17 protein-coding genes and 4 riboswitches are annotated in these 20,965 nt (G+C 51.5%); of the genes, 4 read left to right on the top strand and 13 right to left on the bottom strand.

Features of this window, described 5'->3' with window-relative positions:
• Positions 1-10 precede the first annotated feature (10 nt).
• The 11 genes from SPSPH_RS03275 to SPSPH_RS03225 all read right to left on the bottom strand — a co-directional run bounded on the left by SPSPH_RS03275 (position 11) and on the right by SPSPH_RS03225 (position 12,279).
• Entirely contained in the window at positions 11-1,885 is a 1,875-nt protein-coding gene (locus tag SPSPH_RS03275; RefSeq protein WP_075753216.1) for a VWA domain-containing protein, read from the bottom strand.
• Between the two features lie 22 nt (positions 1,886-1,907).
• A complete protein-coding gene (locus SPSPH_RS03270) occupies positions 1,908-2,933 on the bottom strand; it encodes an ATP-binding protein (protein WP_075753214.1) in 1,026 nt (341 codons plus the stop codon).
• A 162-nt stretch (positions 2,934-3,095) separates the two neighbouring features.
• Positions 3,096-3,278, bottom strand: a riboswitch (cobalamin riboswitch).
• A 167-nt stretch (positions 3,279-3,445) separates the two neighbouring features.
• Positions 3,446-3,627, bottom strand: a riboswitch (cobalamin riboswitch).
• Between the two features lie 98 nt (positions 3,628-3,725).
• Positions 3,726-4,349, bottom strand: a complete 624-nt coding sequence (locus tag SPSPH_RS03265) for an ABC transporter ATP-binding protein (protein WP_075753212.1) — start codon at positions 4,347-4,349, stop codon at positions 3,726-3,728.
• On the bottom strand, positions 4,339-5,208 hold the full coding sequence (locus SPSPH_RS03260) for an ABC transporter ATP-binding protein (RefSeq protein WP_083945507.1): 870 nt from the start codon (positions 5,206-5,208) through the stop codon (positions 4,339-4,341). Before SPSPH_RS03260 ends, SPSPH_RS03265 begins: the two co-directional genes overlap by 11 nt.
• A gap of 76 nt (positions 5,209-5,284) precedes the next feature.
• Positions 5,285-6,145, bottom strand: a complete 861-nt coding sequence (locus SPSPH_RS03255; protein WP_075753208.1) for an ABC transporter permease — start codon at positions 6,143-6,145, stop codon at positions 5,285-5,287.
• Entirely contained in the window at positions 6,138-7,124 is a 987-nt protein-coding gene (locus SPSPH_RS03250) for an ABC transporter permease (RefSeq protein WP_075753206.1), read from the bottom strand. The genes SPSPH_RS03255 and SPSPH_RS03250 overlap by 8 nt, the downstream gene beginning before the upstream one ends.
• A gap of 37 nt (positions 7,125-7,161) precedes the next feature.
• On the bottom strand, positions 7,162-8,733 hold the full coding sequence (locus SPSPH_RS03245; protein WP_075753204.1) for an ABC transporter substrate-binding protein: 1,572 nt from the start codon (positions 8,731-8,733) through the stop codon (positions 7,162-7,164).
• A gap of 179 nt (positions 8,734-8,912) precedes the next feature.
• Positions 8,913-9,095, bottom strand: a riboswitch (cobalamin riboswitch).
• 93 nt (positions 9,096-9,188) lie between these two features.
• On the bottom strand, positions 9,189-9,608 hold the full coding sequence (locus SPSPH_RS03240; RefSeq protein ID WP_075753202.1) for a coiled-coil domain-containing protein: 420 nt from the start codon (positions 9,606-9,608) through the stop codon (positions 9,189-9,191).
• A gap of 91 nt (positions 9,609-9,699) precedes the next feature.
• Positions 9,700-10,332, bottom strand: coding sequence for an OmpH family outer membrane protein (locus SPSPH_RS03235; RefSeq protein ID WP_233138637.1), 633 nt, complete (start codon positions 10,330-10,332; stop codon positions 9,700-9,702).
• A 34-nt stretch (positions 10,333-10,366) separates the two neighbouring features.
• Positions 10,367-11,458 (bottom strand): adenosylcobinamide amidohydrolase, encoded by a 1,092-nt coding sequence (locus SPSPH_RS03230; protein WP_075755918.1) that lies wholly within the window; start codon positions 11,456-11,458, stop codon positions 10,367-10,369.
• A gap of 47 nt (positions 11,459-11,505) precedes the next feature.
• The gene (locus SPSPH_RS03225) at positions 11,506-12,279 is read right to left on the bottom strand and encodes a carbon-nitrogen hydrolase family protein (RefSeq protein WP_075753200.1); all 774 of its coding nucleotides are present in this window, start codon (positions 12,277-12,279) and stop codon (positions 11,506-11,508) included.
• A gap of 305 nt (positions 12,280-12,584) precedes the next feature.
• A riboswitch (cobalamin riboswitch) is annotated at positions 12,585-12,767 on the bottom strand.
• A gap of 352 nt (positions 12,768-13,119) precedes the next feature.
• Here SPSPH_RS03225 and SPSPH_RS03220 point away from each other — a divergent pair.
• Genes SPSPH_RS03220 through SPSPH_RS03205 form a run of 4 tightly spaced genes read left to right on the top strand, consistent with a single transcriptional unit; the run spans position 13,120 to position 16,022 of the window.
• A complete protein-coding gene (locus SPSPH_RS03220; protein WP_075753198.1) occupies positions 13,120-13,851 on the top strand; it encodes an amino acid ABC transporter ATP-binding protein in 732 nt (243 codons plus the stop codon).
• 34 nt (positions 13,852-13,885) lie between these two features.
• Positions 13,886-14,701: a transporter substrate-binding domain-containing protein gene (locus tag SPSPH_RS03215; RefSeq protein WP_075753196.1), complete on the top strand. Its 816-nt coding sequence runs from the start codon at positions 13,886-13,888 to the stop codon at positions 14,699-14,701.
• Positions 14,701-15,375 (top strand): amino acid ABC transporter permease, encoded by a 675-nt coding sequence (locus SPSPH_RS03210; RefSeq protein WP_075753194.1) that lies wholly within the window; start codon positions 14,701-14,703, stop codon positions 15,373-15,375. Before SPSPH_RS03215 ends, SPSPH_RS03210 begins: the two co-directional genes overlap by 1 nt.
• Positions 15,372-16,022 (top strand): amino acid ABC transporter permease, encoded by a 651-nt coding sequence (locus tag SPSPH_RS03205; protein WP_075753192.1) that lies wholly within the window; start codon positions 15,372-15,374, stop codon positions 16,020-16,022. The genes SPSPH_RS03210 and SPSPH_RS03205 overlap by 4 nt, the downstream gene beginning before the upstream one ends.
• A gap of 106 nt (positions 16,023-16,128) precedes the next feature.
• On the opposite strand, the gene SPSPH_RS03200 is transcribed toward SPSPH_RS03205, so the two are convergent.
• Positions 16,129-17,208, bottom strand: a complete 1,080-nt coding sequence (locus tag SPSPH_RS03200; protein WP_075753190.1) for a radical SAM/SPASM domain-containing protein — start codon at positions 17,206-17,208, stop codon at positions 16,129-16,131.
• A 5-nt stretch (positions 17,209-17,213) separates the two neighbouring features.
• On the bottom strand, positions 17,214-20,930 hold the full coding sequence (gene cobN / locus SPSPH_RS03195; RefSeq protein ID WP_075753188.1) for a cobaltochelatase subunit CobN: 3,717 nt from the start codon (positions 20,928-20,930) through the stop codon (positions 17,214-17,216).
• Between the last annotated feature and the right edge of the window lie 35 nt (positions 20,931-20,965).

Here is a 20,965-nt window from a genome sequence, read left to right as displayed (position 1 = left end):
ACATCGCTTTTTATGACAAATTTTTGACAATGTGCATAATGTTGTGCTCTGACAGTTCCCGCAGGCTGTAATAGGCGGAGCCCATCTCCCGGGCTACCGTCCGTGCCAGACCGAGCTTGACAAAATCACTCTCGGTATCAATAACCACACTGTGCACACCTGTCTTATGTATTTTTCCGGCTACTTTGAGGGCATCGGCCATGCCATCACCGCCGGTGGCGGTGGTATTGGCCCGCCCGTCGGTAACAAGCACCAGCACCGGCTTCATTTCCCGGTCTTTTTGCCGGCGGAAGGCCAGCACCTTTAATGCCGCTGTCAGTCCTTCAGCCAGCGGTGTTTTACCTCCTGTCGGCAAATGACGCAGGCACTTTTGCGCCAAATCCACGCTGCGGGTGATGGGCAGCAGCACCTCTGCGGTTTGCCGCCGGAAGGCAATCAGACCAACCTGGTCCCGTTGCTGATAGGCGTCCTGCAGCATGGCACACACGGCGCCCTTGACGGCTCGCATCCGTTCCCGTGCGCCCATAGAGCCACTGGCATCGACAACAAACAGAAAGGTGCTGCCAATACGCTTCTCCCGGATTTTTTGCCGCAAATCTTCGCGTTCAATAGCAATGGCGCATTGGGCTGTGTTCCGGAACTTTTGATAAGGAGCCGCCGCCCGCAAGGTGGCGTCAAAAGCCAAATCAGTCACTTGTCCGTGCGGAATGCCTGAGCGCACATAGCGTCCCTGTTTGGTATCGGTGCGCGTCAGGCTGCGTTTGCCGCTGCCCCGGCGCTCCTGACGGTCCTGGGGCAAAGCCAGCGCCATCCGGATAAAAGGAAAAGTTGTATCAATATCGGCTACCTTCTCCTGGTCACTGCCCTGACTCTCCGGCTGCCCGGCAGGCGGAACAGGCTGTTCTGCCGGCTGTTCCCGCTCCTGTTGGCTGGCGGGCGGTTCCGGCGGCGGCTGGTTATCCGGTTGTTCAGGCGGTTCTTCCCCAGGCGGCTCCGGTTCATTTTGCTCAGGCGGTTCGGGGGGAAGCGGCTGCTCCTCCTGCCGCATGCGCTGCGGCAATACATAGCAGGCGGCTTCCTCCAGGTCGGCAGGCAGCAGGTAGGTACGTCCGGCAAGCGCGGCAATGGCCCGGGCGGCCTCTAATAAAAACAGTTCGGCCCGATGGCCTGGCGAATGCGCCTTGGCACACATCTGTGCTGCCAGCAAGATCATAGCTTCAGGTACAACAATGGCTTGCAGCAGGCTCCTGGCGATTGCTACCTGCTGTTTGACGGCTTCATTGGCTGCCGCATACTGCCGGCAAAATTCTGCCGGCCGGGCTTCATAAGCCAAAATCCGCCGCATAATTTCCATCCGGTCGGTCTCATTTTTTTCCCGGCTGACGGCAGCGTACAGGCCAAACCTGTCAATCATCTGGGGTGATAAGGTTCCTTCCTCCGGATTCATGGTGCCAATCAGGGTACAGGCCGCTGCCTGCAGACAGGAAATTCCTTCTCTTTCCACCCGGTACACGCCGGTAGCAGCCGCATCCAGCAGAGATCCCAGAAACTCCTGGCGCAGCAGGTTAATTTCATCAATATAAAGCAGCTGATTATTGGCTCTGGCAAGTATGCCCGGCAAAAAGCGGCGTTTGCCCTGTTCCAGGGCATATTGCATATCCAGTCCGCCAAACACCATATCTTCGGTAGCATTGAGCGGCAGCTCAATTAACCTGGCTTCACCGGTAATTTCCGCCAGAGAACGCACCAGGGTCGATTTGGCCGTGCCTTTTTCCCCAACCACCAAAACCCCACCGGCTTTGGGATTGACGACGGCAATGAGAAGCGCCCGCTTGACGGTTTCCTGGCCGACAATGGCTGCAAAAGGAAATATCATGCGCTGCATATCAGCATTCCTCCCTCCCGGCTTACGGCTGTGCCAATACAGCTTCTACTTTATCCCAATCCAGCGTACCGTCCTCAAACGGCCGCCGCCGCATCCGGTGCGGCAGTGCCAGCCGGGCGGCTTTTTTTACGTCTTCAGGTTCTACCGCTTCCCGCCCGTCAAAAGCAGCCAGGGTCATGGCCGTCTTAATAACGGTGATATCGGCCCGGTGCCCATCAACATCAAGGGCAATAGCCAGCTTAGCGACAAGCAGCAGCAGCTCATCCTTAATGGTCACGTGTGGCAACAGGCGGCTTGCTTGCATAATGTCCGCGGCCAGCTTTGCCTGTTCCTCCTGGTGCTGCCGGCCGAAGGCGGCGGGGTCCTGTTCATAGCCCAAACGCCGTTTAATAACCTCCACCCGGCACTCGGGCCGGTTTTCCCCGGCTACGGCCACCGACAGCCCGAAGCGGTCCAATAGCTGCGGCCGGATATCGCCTTCTTCCGGGTTCATAGTGCCAACCAGAACAAAACGGGCCGGATGGGAATAAGACACACCCTCGCGTTCCACAGTATTTACCCCCATGGCGGCGGCGTCCAGCAGTACATCAACAACATGATCATCTAAGAGGTTAATCTCATCCACATACAATATATTGCGATTGGCCTGGGCTAAAATGCCGGGATCAAACTTCTTTTCCCCCTGTTTGATGGCATGTTCAATATCCAGAGTGCCGACAACCCGGTCCTCGGTAGCACTGACAGGCAGCTCTACCACCCGCATTTTAACTGATTGCACGGGCAGCGTTTGTTCTTCACTTCTGCCCCGGCAACTGTCACACAGCCGGCTAACGTCTGCCGGATCACAATGAAAGGGACAGCCTGTACTCACTTCCATAGCAGGCAGCAGGTCAGCCAGCGCCCTGACTGCGGTGGATTTGGCTGTACCTTTTTCTCCTTTGATCAATACCCCGCCCAGCAGGGGATTGATTACATTTAAGATAAGGGCCAGTTTCATATCCTCTTGCCCGACAATGGCAGTAAACGGGTATACCGCGTTATGTTGCAACGTCAATTCATCTCCTTATTAGTTCACAAGCCTTAGGTGAGAGGTAGTATTACGCTTTCTGCCAGAATAGAAAGAGACCTCCCTTATACGAGTAAGGAAGGTCTCTGGCAAACTTGTTATCGACAACCGGTAAATAATCCCCTCCCCATACCTCGTGGGTAAACGGTGACTGTTAATCAGGCAGTTCTCCTGGCTCCGGATCATGGCTTGCTTAAACCTTCCCAGGACGCTTCATCCCAGTGGCATATCTTAAGCTTGCTCCCCATTACAGTGGCGGGACCGCGCCGGCATTACACCGGTCTTCCCTATTATGCCCTTCCGGGCACCTGATTCTGTCTGTATGCTGTTGTCACACAATCCTGAGCTTCGTACTGCCGGCATGCCTGGCAGTACAGAATAAAAAACTCCTGGTATTAATACCAGGAGTGAATCAGCCGTTTCGCTAACTTCCCGGGGATGTCCGGGAAGCCACACTTAACTGTAATCCCCTCCCCATACCACGTGGGTGAAAAACGGTGATTGTCAGCTAGGCAGTTCTCCTGGCTCCGGATCATAGCTTGCTTAAACCTTCCCAGGATGCTTCATCCCAGTGGCATATCTTAAGCTTGCTCCCCATTACAGTGGCGGGACCGCGCCGGTATTGCACCGGTCTTCCCTATTAAGCCTTTACGGCACCTAACTCAAAACATGAAATTATCTGTCACTTTCATATTTATACTAGCGAAAAGCAACTGGTTTGTCAACACTTTAAATAATACACCGGACAGGTCGCCAGCCGCCGGCTCACCAAAATTAAGTAATGCTGTCCAGCCGGTTAAGGGCCGGCAAGTCAATGATACGGGAAGCAATCTTCTCTGCCAGCGGCTGATTGTGGGTGATGGCAATTAAGCCCATTTTCCGTTCTTCCACCACTTTGAGCACCAAATGCCAAATTTGCGCCTGTGTAATAACGTCAAGCATTGTGCTCATTTCATCGGCAATGAGCAAACGGGTCTCAGGACTCAAGGCCCGCACTACACAAAACCGTTGCAATTCGCCCCCGGATAGTTCGTTGGGCCAGCGGCCCAACCATTCCGGCTTAATGCCCATGGCGTCAAGCATGGACTGCTCCGGCGTCCAGCCTTCATGTAGAGAGTCGGCCATTTTCCAGCGGGGATTTATGGCTTTTTCCGGATGCTGATACACCAGTTGAACCGGACAGTAGCCGGTTTCCGGCAGCGGCTTGCCCTGCCAGAGAATCTCCCCTGCCGTTGGCTGCAAATAACCGGCAATAATTTTAGATAAGGTGCTCTTTCCATAACCACTGGGGCCTACCAAGGCGACCCGCTCGCCTTCGTCTACGCAAAAGCTGACATTTTTAAGAATCCAGGGGCCGTTTCTGTAGCGAAAACTAATATTTTTTACTTCAAGCGCCACGATTGCACCTCACACTGCCGCCACGCACTTCCCGCATAAAGACTTTTTCCTCACATTGCAGCCCTTTGTGGGGGCAGCGCGGCCCAAACAGGCAGCCTGGCGGAAGGTTTTTCGGATACGGCTGGAATCCCTCAATTGGGTGAAAACCGTTTTGGGGCAAAGCGTGAAACAGAGCCTTGGTATAAGGATGCCGCAAAGCTTCACCCTGACCGCTAAAGTCGGAAGCGTTAGCTACCTCAACGGTGGTCCCGGCATAAAAAACCGCGATTCTGTCGGCAATATTAAAGGCCAGATCAATATCATGGGTAATCAAAACAACCCCTTTGCCCTGGTCGGCAAACTCCCGGAAATGTTTCAGTGTTTCCAGCGCAATCCCCAGATCAAGGCCGGGGGTCGGCTCGTCGGCAATAATCAGTTGTGCATCAGCGACCACTGCCGTAGAAACCAAGACTCTCCGGGCCATGCCGCCGGAAAGCTGGAAAGGATACAGCTTGTCCACTGCCGGACCGAGACCATAGCGTTCAAAGGCTGCCCGCTGGGCTGAGGCCTTGCCGTGAGGGCCCCGGACCTGTTCGCCCACCCGCATAAGCGGGTCAAGATAAGCCACCGACTGGGGCACTAAGGCAATTTGACTGCCTCGCAGCTGTTCCTGCCTTTCCAGGGTCAGAAGTTCTCCGTCATAAGCCATTCGCCCTGTCACAATGGCATTTTCCGGCAGTAAGCCCAGTACCGCATGAGCCAGCAGACTTTTACCGGAACCACTGGAACCGGCAATAGCCAAAATTTCTCCCCGCCGCACTTGAATACTCAGATCTGAAATTACTTGTAATTCCTGCTGTTCGAAGGCGGCATCATACATCCGGAAAGCAACGGAAAGCTCTTCCACCTCAAGCAGCAAATCATTGTTTTTCTGGTTTGTCAATCTTTCCGCCTCCTTATTCGTGAGCTTCAAAAGGATCGATCAGCATTTTCAGGTAATCACCAATGGTGTCAAACAGGATAACCACCAGCAGCAGGGCAAGCCCGGGGAAGAAAGCCAGCCACCACATGCCTGTCGCCAGATGTTTCATCGATTCTGAGAGAATAATGCCAATGGCCGGCATATCCAGCGGCAGGCCATAGCCGAGAAAGGTGATGCCTGCTTCATGCAAAATGGCGTGGGGAAAGAGAAGAATCAACCCAACTATATACTGAGGAAACACATGAGGTATAATATGATCTTTGGCAATGGCCCATCTGCTCTTGCCAAATTTCCGGGCAACCTGCACATAGTGAGCCGAGCGGATCTGCATGACTTCCGCCCGCACCACCCTGGTCAGATTAGGCCAGTGTGTCACCGCGACACCAATAACCACCCCCTGGACGCCGCCACCCAGCATAATCGAAATTAGGATTAACAGAATCAGGTGAGGTACGCCCATGCACAAGTCGACAAGCCAATTAATAAACTGATCGGTCTTACCGCCAAAGGTGGCTGAAAGTATGCCAAGCACCAGCGCGATAATGGAGCTGATAAAGGCTGCTAAGAGACCAATCAAAACACTGGTTGAAAGCCCCTTAACCGTTCGGTAAAACATATCCCGTCCCAGGTAATCGGTGCCAAAAAGATGCTCTGACGAAGGTGCCAAACGCTTGGCGGAATAATCAGCACCATAAGCAAGGGGATCCATGAAAATTCCCGCAAGCGTGACCACAGCCAGGAAAAACAGGGCTATCCCGACGACAATCACCATTTGGGTTCTTTTATTCAACCGGATTTTCCGGGACTGCATAAGTGCTGTGGAAGCCTTATCCATGCTTGCCTCCTTCCCGGATTTGCGGATCTACAATTCCATAAATCACATTAGCCATAAAATTTCCGGTAAAAACAAATACCGCACTGAACAGGGCCACTCCCAACAACAGCGGCATATCTCCTTTGAGACCGGCGGTAGTTGCCGCATTGCCCAGACCCGGATAGGAAAAGACCTTTTCCGCCAGCACCGAGCCGCCAAAAAGCTCGCTGAAAGAAGCAAACTGCAGCGTAATGGCCGGCAGCAGAATATTGCGGATACCGTGACGCCTGACAGCGGTCCAGCGTTTTTCACCTCTGGCTCTGGCAAACAGCACATATTCGCTTTTCATCACATCAATAATCTTTTGTCTGGTATGCAGGGCAATCGGAGCCACGCCGGTAATGCTCAGCGTGAAGGCCGGCAATATCAGGTGATACAGCCTTTCTGCCAGCGTCGCCTCCCCGGCAACTTTGCCGATGGGCGCCGCCAGCCCCAGCGGAAACCACTGGAGTTCAACGGCAAATACCATTAATATCAGCAATCCCATCCAGAAAATAGGAGTTGCCGTCAAGGTCAGACAAAAAGTTTTGATTGCCTTATCCAGCCCACTGCCCCGGCGCACACCTGAGACTACACCGAGAAGAAAGCCGATAATCCCGGAAAATACCCAGGCAAGCCCCATTAGCGCCAGCGAGGTTTTAAACCGTTCGCCGATTACCTCGGTCACCGGCTGACGATAGGTAATCGAGGTCCCCATATCCCCCTCGAAAAGGTGTCCGGCCCAGATGAGATAACGCTCCATTGGCGATTTATCCAGCCCCCAGTAAGCAATGATATTGTTTCGCTGCTCCTCCGAGACACTTAAATCACCGACATAAGCATCAACAGGATCTATGGGAGATGAAGCAATAAGGATAAAGCTAACCATGCTAATGGCAATCAGTAAGGTCGTCATCCTGACAAGAGTCATCCCCCAATATTTCAAGGTGCCTGTACTCATTGAATTCTCCTTTACGCCATTGATTTAGCGTGACCAGCTATTGCCATGACCACTCAGCCAGGTTCTCGACAACAGGAATCCCCTGACTTCTGACATGAACTCTTTGCTTGCCGATATCCAGCCCATCTTTAATAAAGTAGGTAAGACGGGTATTAGCGATCCAGAGATAAGGATAATCTTCTTTCATGCCGGTAGTTCCATCCCATTGAGCCAGGCGCCAGTATTCGTCAACTTTATCACTGCTGGTAGCCGCCAAGGCCTGGTCGATATACATATCAACCTTGGGATTGGCATAAGAGGAAGGATTGCCGATGACACCTTTGCCCATCTGTGAAGAATGGTAGTAACGATATACATCCATTGGGTTATGGCTGCCAAAAACCCAGCAGGTGGGTGTTGCCTGCGCTAGCCGGCATTCGTTCCAGGGAGCTGCTTTGGGAATAATATTAATCCCAAGTTTTTTGGCATCTGCCGCAACGGCGACAACGGTATTATACCGTTGCAGATCATTACTCCGTCCGGTAACTACAAACTCGGCCTTAAGACCGTTTTTCTCCCGGATGCCGTCGCCATCGGTATCAATCCAGCCGGCATCTGTAAGAATTTTTTTGGCTTCTTCAACCTGATTGTCGGCAAAGGCCGCCTGAGCATTGCCCCAAGGCAGGGCGGCCGACCAGCCATAGGCCGGGTCCCCGATTCCATTAAATGCATTTTGAACAATCAGCTTGCGGTCAATGCCAATATTCAATGCCTTGCGAATAGCCCAATCGCTGGTAACATTATTGCCAATTACTTTGCCATCAGCGGTTGTTGCTTCTTTCACCATCGGCAGGTTAATCACCAGACCGGTAACAGTCTCAAGCTCTGCCAAATGCATGCCTGCCACTTTTGTTTTGGCAAATTCCGTTTCAACCAGGACCAGATCGAGTTGGCCTGATTTTGCCGCAGCCAGCGCGGCTTCTTCATCCAGCTTCAAGATAGTTACTTTTTTCAACTTCGGCTTTTGGCCGTAATAATGTTCATTGGGCACCAATATCAGCTGCTGATCTTTTTGAAATTGAGCCACTTTCCACGGACCGGATGCCAGCGGATTGTCCCCGTATTTCTCATTGTAGGCAGCCTGAGAGATAATCCCTATGGTGGCAGTGGTTGAGGTAAATACCGACCAGGGTTTATTAAGAGTAAAAACAACCGTATAGTCGTCCACCGCTTTGACGCCGGCCAGCATGGTCAGATCAGCGGCAGAACCACTGTCTTTTGCTTTTGTATAGGTGAAAACCACATCCTTGGCAGTCAACGGCGTACCGTCAGCAAATTTGGCGTCCTGGCGCAAATGATAGGTATACATCAGACCGTCTTTACTGATCTCATATGCGGTTGCCAAATCTGTTTCCAGTTCGCTCTTTACATTATATTTCAGCAGTTTACTGTGAAAAATATCCGGTCCCCAAACACCATAGCCGGCAATAGGGTCATAGCCTCCTGCCGTCATATTCACGCCAACTGAAATTACAACCTCATCCTTTTTGGCCGGTCCTGCCGTTTTTTCAGACGAACAGCCTGTCATCATAAAGACAAACATAAGCAACAGCCCAACAATTTTTTTCATGCCGACTCCCCTTTTTCCTATTCATTGTCTACTTTGAGCAACGGTTGTAAACATGCAAAAAGGCTCTTCCTGAAATTCAGGAAGAGCCGCACGCAAGAACTAATCCACAAATGGTAAAAACCAGCACAGATCGATTAATTGCTCTACATAATCCCCTCCCCATACCACGTGGGTGAAAAACGGTGATTGTCAGCTAGGCAGTTCTCCTGGCTCCGGATCATAGCTTGCTTAAACCTTCCCAGGATACTTCATCCCAGTGGCATATCTTAAGCCTGCTCCCCATTACAGTGGCGGGACCGCGCCGGTATTGCACCGGACTTCCCTATTAAGCCCTTGCGGGCACCTAACTCAACATTATGAAATTGCCATACTTATATGATTCATACTACAAAAAAGCAGCTATTTTGTCAATACTAGACAAAGTACAACTCTTAGGGATTGAGCAAAGGCAACAATCACTTAGCGCGTTTCAGCATATTAATATCAGCTTCCTGCTCAAACACACGCTCGTTTAAGACGTCCATTTTAGCTTCAATGCGCGGTATGGCCTCCATTTTTTTGCCCAGGAGATGAACCATGCCGGTAAGCCCCTCGAAGCCGCTATTAACTTGGGTTTCCAGACCGTTTACTTTGGCGTCCAGACTATTTAGTTTTGCCTCCAGGCTATTTACCTTTGCGTCCAGACTATTTACTTTTGCCTCCAGGCTATTTACTTTCGCCTCCAGGCTGTCCATCCTGGTTTCCAGATTATCTACCTTGGTTTCCAAACGGTCCATCCGTTGACACAGCTCTTCAGTAATTGCATTGTTGTGCCCTACCATGTGAATAAGCTGCGCCAGCATTTTTTCCAGATGATCAAACCTGTCTGCGCTCATCCTGTCACCTCGCCGTACAAATCCCTTTTGGATCTATTTGCTCATTAACTGTATTATAAGCCATTATTATAAGACAAACAATAAACGAGACTTACCTTTTCTGGATTTTCTTTAATACATCATTAGTGATATCTTTGCCGCCATAGATAGTCGCCTCCTGGTCTACTACGGCACTTAATCCCTGGGCATCGGCTATCTCCTTGATGACAGCATCAATTTGGACAGCAATAGCGTTCAATAGCTCTTGCTGCTTTAATTCCAGCCTTTGCCGCAGCTGCCGGTCCAGGTCCTGTTTTTCTTTATCACTCAAGCCGGACGATTTGCTTTCAAATTCCTGTTGAGCCTGCTCATTTTCCCGTTTAAGTTCTTCAATGGCTTTAGCCATATCCGGGTGCTGGTCTAATAAAACATTATAATTTACAATCCCGACGGGAGCTGCCGCTTTTTTCTTGGCCGCCTCACCTGTACCGGATTGCAACAGACAAAAGGCACCTGTCAAAAACAAAACCAAGGTAAATAGTATCAGTGACTTTTTTTGCATCTTCAATAGGCTGGTGTTTTCCGCCAAAACAATCTCCCCCTGCTTACATTTATTATTGTCATTTGTGCCATTTCCTTTTGCTGAAGCCTGGCATAATGCGACAACAAAAATCCCGGCCGCCACCCCGATCATGGAAAATAAAACCGCCCCGACCAGAAACCCGTTCCAAAACGGACTAAACATACTACTTCCTCCTTACTATGCTGAAGAGTATAGTCTAATGGGCAACATCTAAACCTGTCGCAGCTACCACCAAAGCTGTCCAGGCCTCCAGACAGGCACAGGTATCGTTCCCCTCAACTACCGGTGCCGTAACGTCAAGCTTACCCGCAAGGGCAGCCAGCAGTTCATTGGCAGCCTGACAAACCTCCTCGCCTGACAGTAGCTGCCAGGATAATTGATCCAGGAGATGCACATATAAAGCAGCATAGGTCACCAGCTGATTGTCGCCGTCCAGTTGGTATAGTGCAGCCAAAAACTTGGCCTTCATTACCGGTTTTTCGTTAGCAGCCGCATAGGCCTGCCACAGGCTTTCCTCTTTAATGCCATAGCGTTTGAACCGGGCCAGCATACTATGTTGCAGGCTTGGCGACAGCCCGGTCTGCTTATATAAGGCTTCTTTGACTGCCGGCAATACGGTCCTGCCGATCAATTCCCCCAGTTTGGAATGCTTGCCGGCGCTTTCCAGGTATAGTGGTGAAACAGGGTTGGCAATAACAATGGTCTGGTCGGTGCCGGAACCGGTAGCCAGGCCTGTCGAGTAATTGCTGCCGGCCATGAGTTCCTGGAGGGCAGCCGTCTTGGCCTCCGTACAAGTAACCATAGCCCTGTTTAACATGCCTGGCGGCAAATCGGCGTCAATGACCAAAATAATGTTAATGGTACCGGGTTTTTCCACCATACTTTTGGCCAACGGCTGAAAATAATCTGCCGGATCACCGACCCGGCCGCCATTGACCTCAACCCCGCCGGTAACAATGGCAGTCACCGTCAGATTTTCATAGCATTCTGTCTTTATCGCTGCATTTTCCATGGAAGCCGCTGTCCCCATCCCGGCGGTGGTAAGCGGATCAAGGCCGATTTCCTCAGTAATGATCCGCATATGCTCCTGGTAGGTGGGGGCACGCATGGTGCAGGCCATCCCGGCACCCGGATTCACATCATTGTTGAAAACAGCCGTCAAATCCTCCCGGTAACCACCATTGACAATGGCGGTGCTTGCCACCTTGCGCGGCCCTTCAAAGGGTATCACTATACTTTTATAGTACCGGTAAACCTGGTCACCGGTAGCTAATGTATAAAGTCTCATGGCTGCTCCTTCCCTTCCGCTAAGCCAAAATGTCATCCTATCCTCCCTCACAGCGGCACCACGGTAAATGCCTCGCTGGCAGCGCACTGTCTGGCAAAATCCCATTCAAATAATAATACCGCCGGCTTGCCGCTATAAACCATTTGCATCTCGCCCTCGGTGATAACCGTACTTTGGGCCTCGCTAAAGTCCAAACGCGGCTGCTTCCCGGTCTGGTTGCATACCCACAATGCCCGTCCACTGGCAGCCGAGGCTTTTTTCCAGGCATTTTCCGGCGGGCCGCCGCAGCTGTTGGGGGGCCAGGCGGCCGGCACAATAATCACTTCCGCGCCTTTTTCGGCCAAAGTTACGGCATTGCTTTCATACCAGGAATCAGAACAAACTAATATTCCTGTCTGAATATCACCGCAAGCCACCGGCTCCAGGTGCTTCCCTTTGGTGGCCCAGCCTTCAGACACCCCGCTATGAGCGTGTTTTTTCCGGTGACGGCCCAGCACCCGGCCGTCAGCGCCAATGACCAGACAGCTATTATAATACCTGCTGGTTTTTTCATCCTTTTCGGCGCAGCCGAGAAACAGCGTAATTTCTTTTTCGGCTGCCAGCTGTTGCAGCGGTTTCACTGCCGGCGACGGCTGAATGGGCACCACAATGGGTTTGATTTCCCGTTCGCAGGCAAAGAAATAGCCTTGTACAGCCATCTCCGGTGTAACGATCCATTTCGCTCCGGCTTCTGCCGCCAGACGGATACTTTCTGCCAGCAGTTCCAGGTTGCGGCGCTCCGGTCCGCCGCTAACATCTACATGCAGTAACGCAACTTTCATGACCATTTTTCCCCTTTCCCTGATGTTCCAGATACCACTAACCCCTGCCTGCCTTAATCACCGGATATTATCCTGAGTTGAAAAAAGGCGGGTCTTAACAGACCCGCAAACAAAAAGGAGTTAGAAATGGCACTAATAAGAAACTCCCGACCACCCAACAGCCGGGAGAATTTTACAGCATAGATCCAAATAAAAACTCCTGGTCTATGACCAGGAGTAAATTCAGTAAATCCACAGCCTCACTTAGAACTGTTCCAAGTTAAGCAAGCGCAACTGTAATCTCCTCCCCATCACTCGTGGGTAAAACGGCGATCTTCAGACAGGCAGTTCTCCTGGCTCTGGATCATAGCTCTCCCAAACCTTCCCAAGACTCTCATCCCAGTGGCATATTTTTGGGTTTACTCCCCATTACAGTGGCGGGACCGCGCCGGTATTGCACCGGTCTTCCCTATTAAGCCCTTACGGGCACCTGACTTACAATGTTCAATTTTCGTGGAAGCAAGCTAACAGGATATGAATATTATACGCTATTACTTTATCATTTTTTGGCAAGTATTGTCAAGTATATTCTGTCAGTTTGAACCTGCCGTCCCACCGTAGTACGGCTCCTGCCAAAACAGAATTCGGTAATCACGGGTGGACATTATCTTTTTTCTGCACAAACGTATTTCCGTTAGTTACAAATGGTTGACATTATGTTTGGTTCGAACTATAATGAATCCCATAGATGTATAGTTACCGCTATTATCTATCATTCAAATAGAATTTTGGCAAAGACGCCTGCTCTCTTTCAAGAGACAGGTGTTTTCTTTTTAGCCATTTAAGAGAGGAGGGGAAAACTTGATTGTATTGGAAGGAGTACAAAAACATTTTGGAGTTAATCATGTCCTTAAAGACATTGATTTAACAGTGGCTGCAGGTGAAAAAGTGGTAGTAATTGGTCCAAGCGGTTCCGGCAAAAGTACACTGATTCGCTCTATGAACCTTCTTGAAACACCATCGGGTGGCAAAATTATTGTAGATGGAGTAGACCTGACATCACCAGACGCAGAGGTTGAAAAAGTCAGAGAGTCAGTGGCAATGGTTTTTCAGCAATTCAACCTTTATCCCCATAAGACAGTCCTGGAAAACCTGACGCTGGCGCCAATCCTAATAAAAAAAGTACCTAAAGCTGAGGCAGAGGAAACAGGCCTGGCATTCTTAGAGCGGGTTGGTCTTAAGGATAAAGCCAATGCTTATCCGGCTCAACTGTCAGGCGGACAGCAGCAACGGGTGGCCATCGCCCGGGCACTGAGCATGAAGCCCCGGGTTATGCTCTTTGACGAACCGACCTCGGCACTTGATCCTGAGATGATCCAGGAAGTATTGGACGTCATGGTAGATCTGGCCAAAGAGGGTATTACCATGGTAGTAGTAACCCACGAAATGGGATTTGCCAGACAAGTAGCCGACCGTGTGATATTCATGGACGGAGGCCGGATTATTGAAGAAGGTACGCCTGAACACTTCTTTGTTAATCCTGAAAGTGACAGGACCAAATTGTTTTTAAGCAAGATCCTTCGTTCTCATTGAGTTAATAAATAATTTTAGAAAAGGAATGATGACTGTGAAACGGTTTAATACTTTCCTATTGTGTGTTGTGATCATGTTAGGACTTTTAGCAGTTGGATGCGGCGCCAATAAGCCGGCACAAAGCCCACAGGCGGCTGATACAGCAGCTGAGATTAAAACTATTAAGGATCGCGGTGTTCTTAAAGTCGGAGTCAAAGTTGACGTACCAAAGTTTGGGTTTAAAGACCCGCAGACCAATAAAATTGACGGTTTGGAAATTGACATTGCCCGGGCAGTTGCCCAGAAAATTCTGGGTGATCCCAGCAAGATCGAGGTACAGGGCGTAACTGCCAAAACCCGTGGGCCTTTGCTTGATAATGGTGAAGTTGACTTGGTTATTGCTACATTCACTATTACCCCGGAACGCAAACAAAGCTATAATTTTTCCGAACCATATTTTAAAGATGGTGTTTCCATGATGGTAAAGAAAAACTCCGGTTTGCAATCAGTTAAAGATATGAATGGCAAAAAAATTGGTGTGGCACAAAGTGCCACCAGTCGTAAAGCACTGCAGGAAGAAGCCGATAAAGCCGGCGTAAAAGTACAATTTCTTGAGTTTGGCACATATCCGGAAATTAAAACAGCCCTTGACTCCGGCCGCATTGATGTTTTCTCCGTTGACGGCTCCATCCTGGCCGGTTATCTTGATGACAGCACCATCATTTTAAATGAACGGTTTGCACCGCAGGAATATGGTGTAGCTTCTAAGAAATCCAATACCGCTTTGGCCAAAGCGGTAGATGAAGTAATTGCAGACATGGAAAAAAGCGGTGAATTAGCTAAACTAGTTCAGAAATGGGGTATTAAGTAGTGAATGGACCTTTTGCGGACTATAAGTGGGCCGCTTTAGCCCGCGATTGGGCCGTATTTGGGGAAGGCTTTGCCCATACCATACTGGTATCCGCTTTCGCCCTGTTGTTAGCATTGGCACTTGGTGTCGTGTTTGGTGTACTGGGCAGTTCAAAGTACAAGCCATTCCAGGCTATTACCAGGGTGTATGTGGAGATCATTCAGAATACCCCGTTAGTCATCCAGGTTTTCTTTCTTTATCACGGGTTGCCACATGCCGGGATTATGCTGCCGGTCTTTGCAGTGGGTGTCCTGGGGGTCGGCATTTACCATGGCGCCTACATAGCCGAAGTAGTGCGTGCCGGTATCCTGGCCGTCCCTCGCGGACAGTTGGAAGCCGCTTACTCGCAGGGTTTTTCTTTTTGGGGTGCCATGCGGTATATTATTCTTCCCCAGGCAAAACGGCTGACCTTTCCGCCACTGACCAATCAAGCCGTAAGTCTTATCAAAAACACCTCCGTACTGGCCATGGTGGCTGGTGGAGAGCTCATGTACCAGGCTGATTCCTGGTCCTCTACCAACCTGTACTACGGTCCTGCGTATGTGGCAACAGGCCTGTTGTATATTAGCCTTTGCCTGCCCTTGGCCGCCTATGCCCGAAAATTGGAACGCCAGACGGAGGTGAGCCGCGCATGATCAGTGATCTCTTTGCACCGGAAATACTCTTGTTCCTGGCTGACGGCCTGCTAATCACGCTGGAGATTGCGCTTTTTTCCATCGTACTCAGCCTACTGTTGGGCATCGTTCTGGGGGTAGCCCGCTTTTCCGGTCACCGCATCTTTGCTCCGGTTGCGGCTGTATATGTTGAAACCGTGCGGAATACACCGACACTGCTCTTTATTCTCGGCTTCAGATTTATGACCAACTTGCCGCCGGTACAGGCAGGAATAGCAGCGATGACGGTATTTACCTCAGCCATTGTTGCCGAAATAGTCCGCGGCGGTTTGAACTCCATCCCGCAGGGACAGTGGGAGGCCGGCAAGTCTCAGGGCTTTAGCTATGTGCAGATACTCCGGCATATCGTGCTGCCGCAGGCGCTGAAAAATGTCATTCCGCCCCTTGTCTCTCAGGGAACAACGGTTATTAAGGATACTTCCTTTGTCTGGGCGGTAGGTATTGAAGAATTGACCGGCAAGGGCATGATTATTATGGGCAAATATGGTACAACCGCTCAGGTATTTACGCTGTTTGCCATGATCGCTGCCACATATTTCATACTCAACTTTGCCTTGTCGTCCTATGCACGCTCCCTGCAGCGCCGGCTGATGCTGAGCAATTCTTAAATAAGGACAACTGCCTGTCAAAAGGCCGGTTGCTCGTTACTGAGTAACCGGCCTTTATTATTGAGAGGTATCTCAACCCATTTCGCTCCGGCTTCTGCGGCCGCCGCTAACATCTACATGCAGTAACGCAACTTTCATGACCACTTTGCCCCTTTCCCTGATGTGCCAGATACCACTCGATAGCCACCTGTTTTAACGCACACTCGGCGGCATACCCCTGATTGCCGCAGCCTGCCCCGTACCAGCGGGCAAAGCACGCACCGCCGCACAAGGAAAATGAGGGGCAGTGCCGGCAAAAACTCATTCCTTCCTGAATCAAAGACGCAACTTTTTTCTGTCTGGCCTTATCCAATCCTGTTGTTACATGTCCCAGACAGAAATCTGGATTGCCGGCCAGCGATGCGCAGGCATACAAATTTCCCTGTGCATCGACAAAAGCTGCTTCGCCGTTCATGGCATGACAGTGACCAAACCCCGGCATCTGTTTCCTGGACAGCGTGTCCACCCGTTCAACCTGAGAAAAGAGCAGGGATATGCCGGTCTGTTTAGCCATACGTTCCGCTGTCTCCAGGGCTTCTTTTACTCCCTGCCATACGGCAGCCGACGAAGGCGGGGTAACCGCACCGCCCTTACCCTGGGAACGTAAGAGATCAAAGCCAATCCGCCGTACATTTCCCAGGTAATAAGCCATTTCTACAATACCGGCCAAATTTTTCACGTTTTCATTGGTAACAACACAGGTTATACCTGCAGCCATCCCCTGGGCAGCTAACTGGCCGGCACCTTGTAAAATCTGGCGGCAGGTTCCCTGACCGTCAGGCAGGCAGCGCTGCCTGTCGTTGACATCCGGCCGCCCGTCAAGGCTGATGCCGATACCTACCTGACCGGCTTTCAGCACAGCCGCCATTTCCCGGGTCAGCAACGAGGCATTTGTCTGCAGCTGCAGGATGGCAGGCAGGCCATTTTCCCGTACATGACGGATAATCTCTTGCATTACCGGAAAGTTTAGCAACGGCTCGCCGCCGGTGAATTGCAGGATAAAGGCCTGGCCGTCCGCTGCCGCCATTTCCACGGCAGCAATCCCGGTGGCGGCATCCATTAGTTCCGGCGGATGTTCGTGGGCATAACAATACTTGCAGGCAAAATTACATGCACCTGTCAGGCTCAATATTAGCATTCTCACCATAGCAGTTACCTGTCACTCCGTTCTTCGAGCTCACTGTCAATATCCAGATAGATTTGCTGCAATTCCTGCCTGGTCTTATCATCAACCTGCCATAGGCCGCGTATCCCGGCCTCCAGCAGCTTTTCGGCAATCCGCTGCAGCGCCCAGGGATTAACGTCTTTCATCCATTCCTGCATCTTCTGATCAAGAGCATATTTCTCCGCCAGGCCGTTGTACATCCAATCCTCCATCACCGCGCTGGTGGCATCCCATTCGTAGCAGTGAGCCACCACCGAGGCTAAGTCAGCCGCGCCTTTATACCCATGCTGTTTCATGCCTTCAATATATTTGGGGTTCATGACTTCACCGCGAAACAGGCGTTTAAATTCTTCGTCCAGACTCCGGAGCTTGACCTGCCGGCGGTTGGAGCTATCGCCACAATAGGAGCGGGGGGCCTCCCCTTTCAGACTGCGGACAGCGGCAATCATACCGCCATGGTAGGAATTAAAATCATCCGAATTGAGCATATGCACTTCCCGGTTATCTTCGTTTTTCACAGTAACATCCAGGCTTGCCAACCGGCGGCTGAAGAGCTCCGGCACAAAGGCACCGCTGCTCTTGGCGCCATAAGCATGGGCCCCCCAGCGTACATATACTTTGGCCAAATCGTCAATGGTTTCCCAGTTCTTTTCCTCCAGCAGGTGGCCAACACCGGCACCATAAGTGCCTGGCGGGCAGCCGAACACCCGGTAGCAGGCCTGTTCCCAGGCAGCCGCTTGCTCAATACCCTGTCCGGCCAGCTGTGCCGAATCTGCCAGGACATGCTTGCGGATATAGTTAACCTCACTGCTTTCTTCCAGATTGGCGACAAGGCTGACAGCTTTGTCCATCCATTTTACCGCCATCGGCAGGGTGTCGCGAAACAAGCCGCCAATACGGGCGGTTACGTCAATCCGCGGCCGTTTGAGCTCTGCCAGCGGAATAACCTCTACATCAACAACCCGTTGGCTGCCCCGCTGCCATACCGGGCGCACGCCCAGAAAATAGAGAAATTCGGCAATACACTGTCCGTGGCTGCGCATATTGGCACCACTCCAGAAAATCATACCAATATTTTCCGGATAATGGCCTTCGTCGGCAATGTAACGTTCAATCACACCGTCTCCCAAAGTCTGACCCAGTTCCCAGGCAGCCGGAGTCGGCAAGGTCCGCGGATCAACCCCATAGAAATTGCGGCCTGTCGGCAATATATCGGCCATGCCGCTGGTGGGTGCACCTGCCGGTCCGGGTTCGACAAACCGGCCTTCTAATGCGCCCAGCAAATTGGTGATTTCCTGTTCGGTCTTACTGAGATTAGGGGCAAGTGTCTGACAGATATACCGTACCGTTTGCCTGAGCTGTTCTTGGCGTTCAGGACCGGCTCCGGCAGCCCACGGCAGTTGTGCCGCTTGTTCAGCCGCTTGCAGGTCAAAATCATGGTCGCACAGCCAGACAATAACCTCCCGGCACTGCTGTCCGATTTCATCCAGCAAGACGCCGCAGGTTTTGCTGCCATCCGGCAGCAGCTTACCGCTCCCGGCCAACAGTTCATAGTAGTCATACCCATGCATGGCTGCGATGGTTTCGGGAAGTGACGGCGTATCCCCGTTTGCCAGCCGGGTCAGGGCCAGCAAATATTCGATCAAAGTGTCCCCTTGCGGCGGACAGCCAAGGACATGCAGCCCTACCCGGATCTGCATGTTTTTAATATCGCTGATATAGCCGTGCAGCCGCTGCACGTAATCGTCAAAGGTTTCGCCTGCCGCCTGTCCCATATCCTCTTCAAGCTTGGCTTCCACCACCTTTTCGGTGATCAGGCTGGCGACAACCTGGATATTGTCCGGCTGGTTTTGGGCAAAATGGCAGTATTCATCCAGCAGTTTTTCCAGCTCTGCCAGTTGATCATAGGTACCGGACTGACTCATGGGCGCCGGCAAATGCCCAATCAGGCAGGCTGCCCCGCGCCGCTTGGCCTGAGTACCCTCACCGACAATGCTGATAAGATAAGGATATATATTCGGCAAGTCACCGATGGCTAAATCCGGGTAGCAGGTGGCCGACAGGCCTGTGCCTTTGCCTGGCAGCCATTCCAGTGTGCCGTGGGTGCCCACATGCACAACGGCATCAGCCTGCCAGATATCCCGGATCCAGTGATAGTAAGCCAGGTAATGGTGGGTGGGAGCACAGTCCGGCGAATGATACAGCTTGCCGGGGTCCTCGCCAAAACCGCGCGGCGGCTGTACGGTAATAAAAATATTGCCGTTCAGCATACCAGGCACCAACAGTTTTTCGTCATAGTTAAATACATCACCCGGCGGCTCGCCCCAGTCCCCGCTAAGTTGTTCCTGCGTCCGGGGCGCAAGTAAATCAAACCACTGGCGGTACTCAGCAGCCGATACCTTGCCTGGTGCTTGCGCTACCACCGCCTCGGACAAAAAACGGCGATCGTTGGTAGCGGCAGCCAGCAGACTATCCATAAGCGCCCGGCTGTCAGGCGGGATGGCGTCAACTGTATACCCCCGCCCGGCCATACGTTCTAAGAGCAGCCGGATGCTGGCCGGCGAATCCATTCCCTGGGCACTGCCAATATTGGAATTGGTAGCCGGATAATTATGAAATATAATAGCAATTTTCTTTTGGCTATTGGCTTTGCGCCGCAAATTGGACCATTTGGCGGCTTTGGCGGCCACCCGCTCAATTCGTTCCGGCAGTATCTGGTATTTTGTCGTACCGTCAGGCATTTGTTCTTTGCCGGCGATGGGAACAGCATGCAAACAGCCGTCAAATTCGGGCATGGCAATACTGCAGGAAATTTCCATCGGGGTGAGTCCTTCTATGCTTTCCTGCCATACCTCCCGCGGCCGGAGTAAGGTATAGGCCTGCAATACCGGCACGCCCAGCTTATGTAAAAATTCCTGATCAACAGGCTTGCCTACCGTCAGGGAAAATTTAAAGGTATTAATCAGCACATCAATTGCCGGCAGATTCTTATAATAAAAAAAGGCATTCACAGCATCATCGACTCCCGGGGCGTTAAGCTCGGCGTTACGCGCCCAATGGCTAAAGACGGCAATAACATTAAGCCCCCGCGCTTCGATAGCCTCAATCAGCCGGCTCTGATAGGTCAAATCAGACCATATCCATTCATCCCGGGGAAAGACGATGCCGACAGTCCCTTGCCCGGGCTTGCAAAACAGCTGCCGGTATTGCTCGGCATCGGTAAAAAATGCAGCGGCCCGCGGGTGAAAAATGCCATTCCAGGCCAGCTCGCACGGCGGCTGACATTCATAGGCCTGCTGACAATAGCGGTTATTGAGCCATAACCAAAGGTTACGGTAATTGTCCAGACCGCTATAGGATAAATACCGGCGCATGGTGTTCCTGTCCTCCGGCGTTACGCCGCCAAGCGCATCTTCCGGCTGTATTTCACTTGCCAGCATAACATGCCTGATTTTATTTTTCCTTAAAAACTCAACCGCTTCCTTGAGAAAACGCGTATCCCGTCCCATTCCCATCCAGGAAAACACCACCAGGTCACTGGCAAGAAAGCTATTTTGCCACTCGGTTCCCCATGCCAGAGTGTCATGCAGGAAAATGACATCACCTTCCTCAGACAGATATTTCTCTTCGATTAGTTGCTCTCTGGCCTTTTCCATCATGACAAATTGACGGTCAATATTGCACATAAACAATATGCGTCCCATACCACTCACTCCTCTCCCAACTTGCTCCAGCCAAG

The organism is Sporomusa sphaeroides DSM 2875 (assembly GCF_001941975.2).
Classification (GTDB): Bacteria; Bacillota; Negativicutes; order Sporomusales; family Sporomusaceae; genus Sporomusa; species Sporomusa sphaeroides.
The sequence above is the reverse complement of the archived record's forward strand: the minus strand, read 5'-3'. Positions and strand labels throughout refer to the sequence as shown.

Coding starts and splice junctions, on each gene's coding strand:
- SPSPH_RS03275 (WP_075753216.1), bottom strand. CDS start 1,885: ATGCAGCGCATGATATTTCCTTTTGCAGCCATTGTCGGCCAGGAAACC.
- SPSPH_RS03240 (WP_075753202.1), bottom strand. CDS start 9,608: ATGAGCGCAGACAGGTTTGATCATCTGGAAAAAATGCTGGCGCAGCTT.
- SPSPH_RS03250 (WP_075753206.1), bottom strand. CDS start 7,124: ATGAGTACAGGCACCTTGAAATATTGGGGGATGACTCTTGTCAGGATG.
- SPSPH_RS03235 (WP_233138637.1), bottom strand. CDS start 10,332: ATGTTTAGTCCGTTTTGGAACGGGTTTCTGGTCGGGGCGGTTTTATTT.
- SPSPH_RS03255 (WP_075753208.1), bottom strand. CDS start 6,145: ATGGATAAGGCTTCCACAGCACTTATGCAGTCCCGGAAAATCCGGTTG.
- SPSPH_RS03200 (WP_075753190.1), bottom strand. CDS start 17,208: ATGGTGAGAATGCTAATATTGAGCCTGACAGGTGCATGTAATTTTGCC.
- SPSPH_RS03245 (WP_075753204.1), bottom strand. CDS start 8,733: ATGAAAAAAATTGTTGGGCTGTTGCTTATGTTTGTCTTTATGATGACA.
- cobN (WP_075753188.1), bottom strand. CDS start 20,930: ATGGGACGCATATTGTTTATGTGCAATATTGACCGTCAATTTGTCATG.
- SPSPH_RS03230 (WP_075755918.1), bottom strand. CDS start 11,458: ATGAGACTTTATACATTAGCTACCGGTGACCAGGTTTACCGGTACTAT.
- SPSPH_RS03260 (WP_083945507.1), bottom strand. CDS start 5,208: ATGTATGATGCCGCCTTCGAACAGCAGGAATTACAAGTAATTTCAGAT.
- SPSPH_RS03225 (WP_075753200.1), bottom strand. CDS start 12,279: ATGAAAGTTGCGTTACTGCATGTAGATGTTAGCGGCGGACCGGAGCGC.
- SPSPH_RS03205 (WP_075753192.1), top strand. CDS start 15,372: ATGATCAGTGATCTCTTTGCACCGGAAATACTCTTGTTCCTGGCTGAC.